Below are 13,951 nucleotides of genomic sequence, written 5' to 3' on the forward strand. Positions count from 1 at the left end.
AGTACTACTTTGTGATCTAGCTCCATGAAGCAATCCACAAGGAAAATAGACAATCTTCAACTGGAACAAAAAGCGTTCCACTTTCAGATTCCTAATTTTCATGCGGATTAAACGCTTCATTCCGCTTTTCTTAGTATTTACGCATAAATATCTCATCAATAATATGATTTTCAGTCTTATGAAGTATAATATCCGCTCTGCCTCGAGTTGGCAAGATATATTCCTCTAAGTTTTTCAAATTCACCGTTTTCCAAACTTCTTTAGCCATCGCAAAAGCATCTTCACGATTGCCGATCGCATATTGATAATAGTAATTATCTGGATCAAGAAAGGCCGTATCGAGTAATGCACCGAAACGTTCAAGATACCATTTTTCGATCAGCTTTGGTTCAGCATCTACAAAGACGGAAAAGTCAAAGAAGTCACTGATGTAAATTTGCTGATTGGCAGGTAATTGCAGTGTGTTGATTCCTTCAACAATCAAAATATCTGGTTGTTGAATCACTTCATATTCGCCTTCCACAATATCATAAACACTGTGAGAATAAAGTGGTGCTTTGATTTCTTCTTGGCTATTTTTGACTTGGTTTAAAAAGTCGATCAACTTCTCCATGTCATAGCTTTCAGGAAATCCTTTACGATCCATAATGCCTTTTTCTTCCAACACTTTATTTGGATACAAGAAGCCATCGGTCGTAATTAGTTGGACATTGCGGCGTTTAAAGGTTCTGGATAAAATCAGTTGCAGTAAGCGGGCGGTGGTACTTTTCCCAACAGCTACACTACCAGCAATTCCGATGATAAAAGGCGGAACAGGTACATATTCATGCAAAAATAATCCTTTGCTAACAGTCAAAGACTCAAATTCTTTCATATATAAATGAATCAGATGGGTCAATGGAACATAAATGTCCTGCACATCCTGCAAGGAAATCTGATCATTGAAGCCTTTAATATCTTCTAATTCTTCTTCTGTCAGCGGCGCTTTGCCGTTATGATAGAAGCCCTGCCATTCCTTTCTGGAAATAGGGTAGTAATTCATTTTATCGTCCATTTGCTCCTCCAACAAAGCCAGCATTTCGTTATTTAAACTGTAAGAATCGATTTTTTTTAAAATAAGAAATAAAAAAGGGTTCTTTCCGTTTTTATTTTAACACAATTTGCCTGCAGCTAACACCAATTCCTAAAAGAATTCTTTGCTTCGTAAAAACTTATCATTTAATGGTATGATAAATAAAGAAAATTCATAGATGAAAGGAAAATGTCCAATGAAGAAAATCGTCTTATTTGGTGATAGTATCACTGCAGGGTATGGTGAAGAAGCAATCACACCGATTTTACAAAACTTGATTGTTGAAGATCTAGCTGCACTAAATCTAGAAGAGGTTATGATCGTAAATGCAGGTATGCCAGGAGACACAACCGAAGATGCAATGAAGCGTCTAGAAAAAGAAGTGCTTGTTGAAAAGCCTGACATTGTGACAATTTTCTTTGGCGCCAATGATACTAATATGGATAATCTAGTTTCTTTGGAAAAATATGCTGAAAATATTGAACAAATGATAAATAAAATAGGGAAAGAAAAGGTCATTTTACTAACACCTCCTTACGTTGATTGCGCTAGAAAACCCAATCGGGAGGATGATTATATTCGTGAGTATGTGGAACGAGTGAAAGTAATCGGCGAAAGAGACAAGATTCCTGTGATTGATTTATATAAAGCGATGGTTGTTTATCCTGGAACAGATGAATTCTTGCAAGGGGACGGCCTGCATTTTTCAAAAACAGGATATGACTTATTAGCAGCCTTGATTGTTCGGGAAATAAAAGGTAGACTGGTGACAAAAGAAAATAGTTAGGAAGAAGAAAATGGCGAATCATTATTATACAGAAAATCCAGAGCTTGCTCATGATTTAGAGCAATGGTCATTTGAATTAAGAGGAAAGAAATTTCAGTTTTTAACAGACAGTGGTGTGTTTTCACGGAACACAGTAGATTTTGGTTCACGGGTTTTGATTGATGCCTTTGAGTGGGAGACTTTGCCAGAAGGTAGACTGCTTGATGTGGGCTGCGGTTATGGACCAATTGGGCTGACACTAGCTTCAATCACTGGTAGAACGGTAGAGATGATTGATGTGAATCAACGAGCGGTTGCTTTAGCTAAAGAGAATGCTAAGAAAAATCACGTCGAAAATGTGGATATCCACGCTTCTAATATTTATGCGGATGTCCATGAAAAACAATACGCTGCAATTATCAGCAATCCCCCCATTCGTGCTGGAAAAAAAGTGGTCCATGAAATTTTAAGCGAAGCACATCCGTTACTGGCTGTCGGCGGTACATTGACTGTAGTTATCCAGAAGAAACAAGGAGCGCCAAGCGCTGAAAAAAGAATGGAAGAAGTCTTTGGTAATGTGGAAATCGTAACGAAAGACAAAGGCTATTATATTTTGAAAAGTATCAAAGAAGCATAAACGTGTGTTAGTGAAAGAGCAATGGTCAAGTGTTCCTGAACAAGGAGTGTTGCCATTGCTTTTTTTGCTAGGTCTAAGCTATCTTTTTATAGCGCTTTCCTCTAAAATGAATATACAAGAAAAAATGGAGTAAGACAGGAGTGATCCGAGTGGTAACAATCAAGGATGTAGCAAAACACGCTGGGGTATCTGTGGCTAGTGTTTCTAGATATATTAATAAAAATGGCTATGTGCGGACGGAAACAGGGAAGAAGATTGCAGAAGCAATTCAAGAACTGGACTATGTACCAAATGAAGTGGCCCGATCATTGTTTCAAAAAAAATCCAAAATCATCGGCGTGTTACTACCAGATATCGCCAACCCTTATTTTCCATTATTAGCCAAAGGAATTGAAGAAACACTGATAAAAAATGGCTATATGATGCTTTTGGCAAATACGTCGGATTCAGAAGAACAACTAAATCAATATATCACAACATTTATTCAAAATAATGTCAGTGGAATCATCACAGCTCTTCCCATCAAGGCTCTCCCGGATATTTCAGTTGTAGGAATTGATCGGGTCTATGAAGGGGACATTAATAAAGTGTTGCCAGATGATTATTTAGGTGGAAAATTGATTGGTGAAGAGATTTTAAAAACAGCTTTTAAAAATATCCTAATCATCACAGGGAGCCTTTCTTTTAATAGCGCAAAGAAACGTTTGGAAGGCTTAACCGATGTGTTGGACACTCAGGCAACAAGCTATGAAATTTATGAAACATCCTCTTTTAACGTGAATGAAGTAGATAAAATATCGGATGTATTTTTTGAACAATATCCCTTAGTGGACACAGTGATTGCTTCAAATGATTATTTGGCTTTAAAAATCATGCAAAAAGCGCAGCAACGAGGATTGAGTATTCCAGAAGATTTACAGATTATTGGCTATGATGGGATTCCCTTTGCCGATATGACCTATCCCAAATTAACAACCATTAAACAACCTGTTTATGAAATCGGTGAGATGGCAGCAGAGGTAATGATCCAAATGCTGACAGGAGAAAATACAACGTCATTGCAAAAGATATTACCCGTTTCTCTACAAAAAGGAGAAAGTTTACGTTGAAAAGGTTTACATTTTCCTTGGAAAGTGGTAATGTACGCATATAGGTAACCGGTTACACATTGTGAATGGAGATGAAATAATGAAAAAAGCAGCAGTCATAGGCAGTATTTCCACGGATTTTGTCGTCACAACAGAAGTCATTCCCAATCAAGGAGAAACGGTTGTAGGAGAAAGTTTTCAAACGTTTTTTGGTGGTAAAGGAGCCAATCAAGCAATTGCTTTAAGTAGATCTGGTGTTGATGTTTTTATGTTAGGCGCAGTTGGAGATGACAGCTTTGGTATTGAATTGCTGGAAAATTTAAAAACCAACGGGATTGATACTAAAATGATCCAGACAGTTGATAAAAGTGAAAGCGGATCTGCTCATATTCAGATAAATGATGGAGACAATAGAATTGTGATTATTCCAGGTGCAAATAATCTAATTTCAATAGATGTCATCAAACAATATCAAAAAGAATTACTGGAAATGGATCTAATTATTCTACAAAATGAAATCCCTATGGAGACTGTTCAGTATATCATTGGATTTTGTTTTGAACATCAGATTAAAACGATTTATAATCCAGCTCCAGCCAAAGAGATTGATGAAACATTTATTGAGAAAGTCACCTACATCACACCTAACGAACATGAGACAAGCCTTTTATTTAAAGGTGAGAAGTTAGAACAATCTCTTAGAAGATACCCAAATAAATTGATCGTAACACTAGGTGAACAGGGAGCTATTTTTTATGACGGGGAAAAAGAAGTGACAGTTCCAGCACATAAGATAGCTAAAGTAGTCGATACGACAGGCGCTGGAGATACCTTCAATGGTTATTTTGCCAAAGGAATTTTAGACGACTTATCTTTAGAAGAAAGTTTAGCATTAGGAAATGCAGCATCGGCTCTGGCAATTCAAGCCAAAGGCGCACAAGACGGTATTCCAGTATACGAAAAAGTGGTGGGGACGTTATGAAAAAAAGAGGGTTACTAAACTCAGAAATCGCTAAAATTGTAGATGATTTACGCCACACAGACCGAATCATTATTGGTGACTGTGGTTTGCCTGTACCAGATAATGTAAAGCAAATTGATATTTCTTTAAAACAAGGCACACCATCTTTTTATTCTGTGTTGGAAACAATATTGGAAGAAGTGGCGATTGAAAAAGTAATATTAGCTGAGGAAATCAAGGAAAATAATTCAGAGCTTCATGGAAAGATGACTGATTTGTTTTCTACTATCGATTACGTCTCACATGAAGAATTTAAGCAGTTAAGTCAAGAAGTAAAAGCAATTATCCGCACAGGGGAAGATACGCCCTACGCAAATATTATTTTACAATCAGCAGTGATTTTTTAGAAAGTGAGAGGAGCGTTCTCATGGAAGTGAAAATGACAGGGATCAATAAAAGCTTTGGCACCAATAAAGTATTAGCAGGCGTTGATTTTGAATTAAAATCAGGAGAAATCCATGCTTTAATGGGAGAAAATGGTGCGGGTAAATCGACGTTGATGAATATTTTAACCGGACTGCACAAACAAGATACTGGAAAAATTTATATTGATGGAAAAGAAACGTACTTTAAAAATCCTAAAGAAGCAGAAGAATTTGGATTAACATTTATTCACCAAGAAATGAATACGTTTTCTGAAATGACGGTTTTAGAAAATATGTACCTAAACCGAGAAATAAAAACGACTTTTGGATTACTTGATACGAATAAAATGGCTGAAAAGGCTAAAGCTATCTTCGATGAACTGCATATCTCCCTTGATTTACATGAACAAGTTGGGAGACTTTCTGTTGGGCAAAAGCAAATGCTTGAGATTGCTAAATCATTGATGCTTAATGGGCAAGTGCTGATTATGGATGAACCAACGGCTGCTCTTTCAGAAATGGAGATTGCTAATCTATTTACCATCATTCGAGGCTTGAAAGAAAAAGGAGTAGCGATTGTTTATATTTCTCATCGAATGGAGGAAATTTTCACTTTATGTGATCGAATTACGGTGATGCGGGATGGGATTTCAGTTAGCTGTTATCAAATTTCAGATGTCGATGTGAATCAAATTGTCCGTGACATGGTAGGAAGAGACATCGGGGATTTTTATCCAGAAAAAACAACGCCTATCGGTCCTATAAAGTTTGAGGTGAAAAATCTTACGGCAAATCAGGTGTTCACTGATGTTTCGTTTTCGGTCAGAGAAGGAGAGATTCTAGGTTTTTCAGGATTGATGGGTTCAGGGCGGACGGAAATCATGCGGGCGATTTTTGGTATTGATTCACATGATTCTGGTGACATTCTATTAAAAGGTGAAAAACTAACAATTCGCAAGCCGTCTGATGCTATCAAACAAGGGATTGGCTTTTTAACGGAAGATCGTAAAGAAGAAGGACTGATTCTTGATTTTAGTTTGGAAGATAATATTGTATTACCCTCTGTGAATGAGTTTGCCAAACATGGTCTGTTGGAAAAGAAAACGATGGATGAATTTGTTGAGCTGTTATTAAAACGTTTGACGGTGAAAGCTGAAAATAAAGAAGTACCTGCCAGCAGTTTATCAGGAGGAAATCAGCAAAAAGTTGTTTTAGCTAAATGGATTGGCATAGGCCCTCAAGTATTGATTTTAGATGAACCCACAAGAGGTGTCGATGTTGGGGCGAAAAGAGAGATTTATCTGCTGATGAATGAACTGGCAGAACGAGGAGTTGCAATTATCATGATTTCTAGTGATTTACCAGAAGTTATGAGTGTCAGTGATCGAGTACTTGTCGTAAGAGAAGGGCAAATTGCAGGAGAAGTCAGCAAAGAAGAAGCGACGCAAGAAAAAATTATGAACCTAGCTACAGGAGGAAACTAATTATGGAAAAGACAACAAAGAAAAAAATTGCTCTTGGCTCATTAGGACCATTACTTGCATTAATAGCGTTAGTGATTGTGGTGACAGCTTTAAATCCTAGTTTTATTACAGCTAATAATTTATTGAACTTACTGCGACAAGTGTCGATTAATGCATTGATTGCATTTGGAATGAGTTTTGTCATCTTGACTGGCGGAATTGATCTTTCTGTAGGTTCTACATTAGCTTTATCAGGTGCATTAACAGCGGGATTGATTGCCAGCGGACTTTCGCCTATTCTAGCTATGCTTTTTGGAGTAATACTAGGCGCGTTTCTTGGTATGATCAACGGACTTTTAATCACTAAAGGAAAAATGGCGCCTTTTATTGCTACACTAGCAACTATGACAATTTATCGAGGAGCAACACTGGTTTATACAGATGGGAATCCAATTACTGGGATTGGTAAAAGTTTTATCTTTCAGTTTATGGGAAAAGGATATTTATTTGGTGTTCCATTCCCAATCATCGTGATGTTGCTATTTTTCGTACTATTATATACATTGCTTCATAAGACAGCGTTTGGTAAGAAAACATATGCTGTAGGAGGAAATATCAAAGCGGCAGAAATTGCTGGGGTTAAAACAGACAAAGTTCAAATTATCATTTATACTATCTCAGGATTGATGGCCTCTATTTCAGGTATTATTCTTACGTCACGTTTAAACTCAGCACAACCAACTGCTGGACAGTCTTACGAAATGGATGCTATTGCAGCTGTTGTTTTAGGCGGTACTAGTTTGTCAGGAGGGAAAGGTCGTTTGGTTGGTACCTTAATTGGGGCATTGATTATAGGGACGATCAACAATGGATTAAATTTATTAGGAGTATCAAGTTTTTATCAACAAATCGTTAAAGGACTTGTGATTATCGTAGCAGTATTGTTAGACCGTAAACAAAATAAATAGAAACGAAGGAGAGAATCAGAATGAAAAAATTTTTAGTTTCGATGATGGCAGTAGGTTTACTTTTAGCAGGTTGTGGGGCAGCAACATTAGGAGACAACGACACCAAATCAGATACAAAAATAGAAGAGAAAAAAGCAGCAGATCTAAAAGTGGGTGTAAGTATTTCTACATTGAATAATCCGTTCTTTGTTTCTGTAAAAGACGGGATTACAAAATTGGCAGATGAAAATAAGACAAAAACAATCATTTCTGATGCACAAAATGATGCGTCGAAACAAAGCAATGACATTGATGATTTAATTCAACAAAAAGTAGATGTTATTTTAGTAAATCCTGTTGACTCATCTGCGATTCAACCAGCAGTAGAAGCGGCAAACGAAGCGAATATTCCTGTAATTACATTAGATAGAAGTTCTGATGGCGGTAAAATCTTAACATTAGTTGCTTCTGATAACGTCAAAGGGGGAGAAATGGCAGCCCAATTTATTATCGATAAAGTCGGTAAAGATGCAAAAGTCGTTCAATTAGAAGGAACACCAGGTGCTTCTGCAACGCGTGAACGTGGTAAAGGTTTTGAAAATATTGCTAAAAAAGACTTAAATATCGTTCAAAGCCAATCTGCTGACTTTGACCGTGCTAAAGGTTTGACGGTAATGGAAAATATCTTACAATCAAATTCTGACATCACTGCAGTCTTTGCGCAAAATGATGAAATGGCTTTAGGAGCAGTAGAAGCCTTAAAATCAGCTGGTAAAAAAGATGTCTTAGTGGTAGGATTTGACGGTAATGAAGATGGATTAAAAGCAGTGAAGGCTGGAACACTGGCCGCAACGGTCGCTCAACAACCAGTTGAGATGGGTAAATTAGCACTGCAAGCGGCTTATGATCATTTTGAAGGGAAGAAAGTCGATAGTAAGATTGATTCACCTTTAGAATTGGTGGAAGCAAAATAATTAAAAGTATAGAAGTGTGATAAATTTTTAAAGGATGAGCTAAAAGTAAAAAAATACTTTTAGCTCATCCTTTTTTGTTTAGTTACTCTTTTACAAGCTGTAACAGCTGTGTATAAATTGCTTTCCACGTTCCAGCATCATTGAAGTTTTCCACCAGTAAAAAGGCGGTATCTTTTCTTTCGATAGGGGCGACGTAGTTAGCAATGATTACGTTAGCGATTGTATCATCTGTGGTGAAAACGAAGGTGTCTGGGTTGAGAATCTTCATCAATTTCCGTTTTAACGCTAGTTCAGCAACGATATTTCCACCGAAATCGATATAAATCATGACTTGTTGTTGATGCTCACCTAAAACGAGCAAATAAAGAGTATCAATCAATACTTGCTTACTTTCTTCTTTTTTCGACCAAGGAATTGCCGGGGTGAATTGATCATAAAAATCAATTAAATGTTTATAAAGAATCGCATGGCTTTGGATACTTTCCTTAGTTAAAGCTTGAGAGTAAAAGATATTTTTAACGTCATGACCAAAAAATTCAATATAACTTAAGTGTAGAGTCAAGATATAGAGACTGGCATAATAATTTTTATGAAGACGTGGCAAGGATTCCAATGTAAAGGTTTCAAACACAGAATCCAACATCTGTTTAGAAAGAACAGCTAAATCAAAATCAATCATTCCTTCCAGCGTTTTGCCAAATTGAATCATCTCCTCGAATGTATAAAGTCTAGGAATAAAGATTCGTAGGAAAAAGAGTAAAAATGGATGCTCAAGATCAATCTCTCTAGCGTTAAAAATAGTTGTTAGCGGAAAGACAGAAGATGATTGAATCTCAGCTAATAACCGATCTAAATCAGTGGGTGTGTGCTCTAGAACATAGAAAAAAGAATTTAAACTATGAAGTTCGGAATACGTCATTTCTTTCGCATAAGGGATTGTTTTTTCATTGGCTATACTTTTTTTACGTTCAGCTTCTATCGCTGGATACGGTGAGCGGTAGAAAAATAAAAAGCTAAAAACTAAAAAACGAAAAATAAATATATCAGACGTTCGTCCTTTAAGAAAAACAGTTTTGTTGGCAACCGTTAATTTCAAGTTGAACTGATTTAAAAAAGGATTGACTTGGCGAATCACATAATAAGTATGGGATTGGGAGAACAGTAAGTCCTGTGCGATATCAGTAATGGGCCATTCTTCTTCATGTAAAAAGAGATAAGTCAGTTGAAACATAGCGGAAGAATTCAAATAATGTTGAATTAATTCATAAATTAATAACGAAGGATGATGATCGCTTGTGGTTTCTTCAATTAAATATTTATTTTCTTTATAGCTAATCGTAATTGGGATTTGATAAATGGCTAAATCTCTATTTAGTTGAAGCACAAAATGATATAACCGATTCTTAGATAAAGATAACTGTGTTTGTAAAACGTCACCTTCTACCATCGGGGTATTTACAATTCTAGTAAACAAATCTAATTTTATTTGTTCATTCTTTTTAATTAATTGAGTCATCAACATAACAATCCCACCTTTATCCATTTATTATAAACGGCTTTAAATGTTTTTCATATTAAAAAAACAAAAAAAAATAAAAAAAGCTAATACGAGATTATCTTGAAGTTGGACGTGAATTCTTTTATATTTTGTATACAGAAACATTTTGACAAAAACAAGAGGTGATTAAGTGAGAGTTATTAAACGATTCAATTTATGGATGCTCGTGCTTTTTTTAGTTGTCAGTCCCTTATGTCAAAGTACAATGATCGTATTCGCAGAAACATTAAATGAACAGACTACCTATTTGAAAATACATAAAAATGAAAATGACCAAGCCGTTGTTACTGTCCCACAAGTTGTTTCGGGGCAAGAGATAACAATCAAGTCCCAAACACCAATTGATGTTCTGACCTTAGAAAATAAACAAACGATTCAACAGTTACAAAGTAATGAAGAGAAACAGACGATTTCATTTGTCTATCAAGGAACAGAACCTTTTCAATTATATTTTGATGTAAATCAGGTAAAAGAGCAAGAAGTTGTCGTTGAGCAAAATAATCAAACGTTCACCTATCAATTGCAATTAGACGAAAGTTTTACTGAAACGACCGAGACAAGTTCACAAGATACTGAAACACAAGACACAAGTCAAGGAACTTCAGAAACTGAAACAACTGATGAACAAACAGCTCAGACAGAAACCGAAACAAGCTTGACGACAGAAACACAAATCAGTAGTGAAGTTGAAACCAGTAAAACAAAAGAAAGTACAACACCAACGTCTGAAAGAAAAGAAAGTAAAGAAGCAAGATCCGGTGATCTGATGAAAGAAATTATTGCCGATCGAGAAGCTGGTTGGAAAATGCAGCTGGATAAACAAACGATTTTATCAGAATCATTACCATCAGGAAGCCAAGTTTCTTACGGCTTTGCTAAAGAAGAAGACCTATTTCTTACGAATATTTTCTTAACAGGCGAGAATGGCCAACGTGTTGATTATCGAAATGGAAGTAACTCATCCAATAGTAGAGGGATTCGTTTTTATTCATTTGAAAAAGCAGGGGATTATACACCTATTGAAAATGTTGCATTAAATACTGTAGCAGTCAAGGGGAATCAAATCAGAGGATATGGAGAATTCACTCTGGATCACAATCTAGTTTATTCCTATAAAGTTGTCGTACGTGTGACCCTAATTTTTAATGAAAAAACTGGAGATATTCAAAAGCAAATTGAGATTAAACGTGTGGATAAACCATTAATAGGTGATCCACAACCGATGAACGTCGGCTTTTCCGAAATTGTCGATACTAAGCTGAATAACAGAGACAGTGCTGACGTTGCCTACATTGGAAATGGTCGTGGACTTTCCATTGGAAATGATCCATATAATGTCCAGTTTAAAGTAGCAGATGAGAATACCAGTGGAACGAATCCTGATAAATGGGGATCTGCTAAAGCAACATTTTTAGATTTAAGTATCGGTATCCATTGGTGGTATCGCTATGCAGAACCAGGTGACTTTTTCAAAAGCCACTCAATTATTGGTGGTGAAGTTCACGGGCTGGAAGAGAATAACGGTCAGCCAGGTGAAATTGTTGAGCATTATTCCGATGCAGCCGTTTCTATGATGTGGAACAAACAAAAAGTCAAACTACAAGAAACAAGAAAAATGTCTTATACGATTCATTTAGATGAAATAAGTAAACCGGAAATCAAGTTGCAGTCAGATATTCCTGCAAGCTTGCTTGAAGGGAAAAACCTAGAAAAAATCACCGGTACAGTCCAGTCTGACAGAACGAACACGATTAATCTGTTATATGCAATTGATGATAATGAGTATACAAAAATTAAAGAGATTGCAAATACCAATAAAGGTGAGAAACAGGAATGGTCGATTGATAACATTGATTTATCTAGCTATAAAGCAGGGAAACATACGTTGACTTTCATGGCTCAAGATAGTGATGGAAACTTATCAGAAAAAATCACTCGTACATTCCGCATCGTTTCAAAAGATACAAAATATGTTTTTGATTCGACTGTCACTAATACCAATGGTTTATTATCTAAAGTACATCCTGGAGATCGGCTGCACTATGAGATCTATTTAGAAAATAGAGGGAAAAATATTTATTTCCGATGGGAAAATGAATTTTCGAAGTATTTAACACTAGATGAAAAATCAATTCATATCGCAAATAAGCGAGACCCTAACCCAAATGTTCAAATCAAAAATCAGACAATCACCTATGATGGTGCCATGGCTTTGAATGAAGTGATTACTTTTAGCTTTGATGCAATCGTTAAAGACGAAAGCTTAGGTGTGAAGCTAGCAACTATCATGAATAAAGCCAGTTTCTATGAAAAAGATAGTTACAATAAGCCTTTAGTAAAAAGTGAAATTAGTTTAGCAAATGAAGGAACCGTCACAAACTTCCCCAAAGTATATATAGATGGTCAATTGTTAAATCAAGAAATCAAAGAAGAAGATGAACTAATTTTTGAAGGTAAGATTGGTAACTCGGCGTTAGCCAAAGAAACTGATTCTGGCGCTTGGAAACAAGCGCAGTATATATTCCCAGAAGAAGAAGGCTTAGAACTTACAGAAATTCAGGTTCTTGATAAAAACAATCAGCCATTACCAGATAGTCAAGTCGAATGTGCGATTATATCTGAAGATGATGGACAACAGATACAGAAAAATTATCATAGAATAGCAACGGCCCGCTTTAAAAAAGATATTCTACCTCAAGAAGAATACCGTATTCGAGTAAAAGCCAAAGCAGCAAAAGATTCTTCCAAATTAAAAGAACCAATCGTTGTTCAAACATCGGCTTTAGGTACTGACAAAACAGAAGAAGACATTGAAGTGGTAAAAGAAATCAAGATGCCTAAGATCCAACCAAAAGAAATGTTAACGATAGCCGATGTAAGTGGTGAGCTGAACTTTGGAGAATGGACATTAAAAAGAGAAGTACAAAAGAAATACGCAGAAGATTTAAGCATAAAGATCCAAGATACACGTGTGGGCAGTAATGAATGGTCACTGCAGGTTTCTGGTGAAATCAAAAATGATTCTGGCGATTTATTGCCATTATTCTTTGACGATGGAAAACAAAAACAATCCCTTGAAGATGGTATCATCATTAGCCATAAAGGGATGAAAGAATTAACTTTTGGAGAAAAAAGTGAGCAAAAAATTTACGCTGAACTTTCTCCAACAATGAACAAAGGGCATTACCAAGGAACAATTTCTTGGAATTTGATGGATGTGCCATAAAAAGCAAACATTCACTATAGTCGTGTTAAATAGATAGAACTGACAGTGTCTATCGTTAAAATAATCAATTCGTTAAACAAAATTAGGAGGAATTTTATTATGAAAACAAGCAAGTTAACAGTAGGAATGATTTTATTAGCAACAGGAAGCATGTTTGCAGTAACAGCAAATGCAGCAGAAGTACCAGCTAAAGAAGCAACAACAAAAGCAGAAGCATCAGTTAAAGGTGGAGATCTTTATTTAACAGGATTTACAAATAACGTGAATTTTAATTTTGACTTGAATGATGCAGTAACAACTGACGAAAATGGAAATACAACAATCAATTCAATTATCAAATCTAAACCGATGGAAAATGAATCAGGAATCATCCAAGGTCAAGTTGTCGATTTATTGGGTTCTAACGAAAAATGGACAGTAAATGTAAAATTATCAGAGTTTGTTAATGCAGAAAATAAAGAACAAAAACTTGCAAATCCATTAATTGAAGGATCAAAAATTTTAGGTCAAGAAGTACCAACGACAAAAGCAGGGGACTTAATCATTATCGATCAAGTAGGTGTGAATATTGTTTCTGATAGTGAAACGTCTGGATTAGGTGTGAATACAATCGGACTTTCTAATGCGATGATGACATTCGGATACACTAAAAACAAAAAAATGGTTGCTGGAGATTACGCTGGCGAACTTAACTGGAACTTAGTTGATGCTGAAACTGGACAAGAGTAATAACTAGCTTGTAATATAGAGTAAGAAAATGGATTTGGGACAGTGAATGCTATTGTTCCAAATCCATTTGTACATAAGAAATTATTTTAAGAGTAGAAGGGAATT

The 13,951-nt window shown here is 35.9% G+C and carries 12 protein-coding genes; 10 read left to right on the forward strand and 2 right to left on the reverse strand.

Annotation, left to right across the window (positions count from 1 at the left end; translation table 11 throughout):
• Positions 1-130: 130 nt before the first annotated feature.
• Positions 131-1,054, reverse strand: coding sequence for a type I pantothenate kinase (gene coaA, locus AC4BB2_RS01195; RefSeq protein WP_490473649.1), 924 nt, complete (start codon positions 1,052-1,054; stop codon positions 131-133).
• A 214-nt stretch (positions 1,055-1,268) separates the two neighbouring features.
• Between coaA and AC4BB2_RS01200 the strand changes: the two genes are divergently transcribed.
• The 8 genes from AC4BB2_RS01200 to AC4BB2_RS01235 all read left to right on the forward strand — a co-directional run bounded on the left by AC4BB2_RS01200 (position 1,269) and on the right by AC4BB2_RS01235 (position 8,333).
• Positions 1,269-1,859 (forward strand): GDSL-type esterase/lipase family protein, encoded by a 591-nt coding sequence (locus AC4BB2_RS01200; RefSeq protein ID WP_490473650.1) that lies wholly within the window; start codon positions 1,269-1,271, stop codon positions 1,857-1,859.
• Positions 1,860-1,869: 10 nt separating this feature from the next.
• Complete coding sequence (locus tag AC4BB2_RS01205; RefSeq protein WP_490473651.1) at positions 1,870-2,475, forward strand: class I SAM-dependent methyltransferase; 606 nt, start codon at positions 1,870-1,872, stop codon at positions 2,473-2,475.
• 149 nt (positions 2,476-2,624) lie between these two features.
• On the forward strand, positions 2,625-3,584 hold the full coding sequence (locus tag AC4BB2_RS01210; protein ID WP_490473652.1) for a LacI family DNA-binding transcriptional regulator: 960 nt from the start codon (positions 2,625-2,627) through the stop codon (positions 3,582-3,584).
• Positions 3,585-3,663: 79 nt separating this feature from the next.
• Positions 3,664-4,545: a ribokinase gene (gene rbsK, locus AC4BB2_RS01215; protein WP_490473653.1), complete on the forward strand. Its 882-nt coding sequence runs from the start codon at positions 3,664-3,666 to the stop codon at positions 4,543-4,545.
• Positions 4,542-4,931: a D-ribose pyranase gene (gene rbsD / locus AC4BB2_RS01220; RefSeq protein WP_490473654.1), complete on the forward strand. Its 390-nt coding sequence runs from the start codon at positions 4,542-4,544 to the stop codon at positions 4,929-4,931. Before rbsK ends, rbsD begins: the two co-directional genes overlap by 4 nt.
• Before the next feature lie 20 nt (positions 4,932-4,951).
• Entirely contained in the window at positions 4,952-6,433 is a 1,482-nt protein-coding gene (locus AC4BB2_RS01225; protein WP_490473655.1) for a sugar ABC transporter ATP-binding protein, read from the forward strand.
• Between the two features lie 2 nt (positions 6,434-6,435).
• Positions 6,436-7,380: an ABC transporter permease gene (locus tag AC4BB2_RS01230; RefSeq protein WP_490473656.1), complete on the forward strand. Its 945-nt coding sequence runs from the start codon at positions 6,436-6,438 to the stop codon at positions 7,378-7,380.
• Positions 7,381-7,400: 20 nt separating this feature from the next.
• Positions 7,401-8,333 (forward strand): D-ribose ABC transporter substrate-binding protein, encoded by a 933-nt coding sequence (locus AC4BB2_RS01235; RefSeq protein ID WP_490473657.1) that lies wholly within the window; start codon positions 7,401-7,403, stop codon positions 8,331-8,333.
• Positions 8,334-8,415: 82 nt separating this feature from the next.
• Here AC4BB2_RS01235 and AC4BB2_RS01240 read toward each other — a convergent pair whose 3' ends face one another.
• Positions 8,416-9,855: a helix-turn-helix domain-containing protein gene (locus AC4BB2_RS01240; RefSeq protein WP_490473658.1), complete on the reverse strand. Its 1,440-nt coding sequence runs from the start codon at positions 9,853-9,855 to the stop codon at positions 8,416-8,418.
• A 166-nt stretch (positions 9,856-10,021) separates the two neighbouring features.
• Here AC4BB2_RS01240 and AC4BB2_RS01245 point away from each other — a divergent pair, with 166 nt between their 5' ends.
• Both AC4BB2_RS01245 and AC4BB2_RS01250 read left to right on the forward strand, forming a co-directional pair.
• Positions 10,022-13,117: a hypothetical protein gene (locus tag AC4BB2_RS01245; protein ID WP_490473659.1), complete on the forward strand. Its 3,096-nt coding sequence runs from the start codon at positions 10,022-10,024 to the stop codon at positions 13,115-13,117.
• Between the two features lie 99 nt (positions 13,118-13,216).
• Complete coding sequence (locus AC4BB2_RS01250) at positions 13,217-13,846, forward strand: WxL domain-containing protein (RefSeq protein WP_490473660.1); 630 nt, start codon at positions 13,217-13,219, stop codon at positions 13,844-13,846.
• Positions 13,847-13,951 lie beyond the last annotated feature (105 nt).

This window comes from Enterococcus sp. AAFC-DPL-5146 (genome assembly GCF_058216635.1).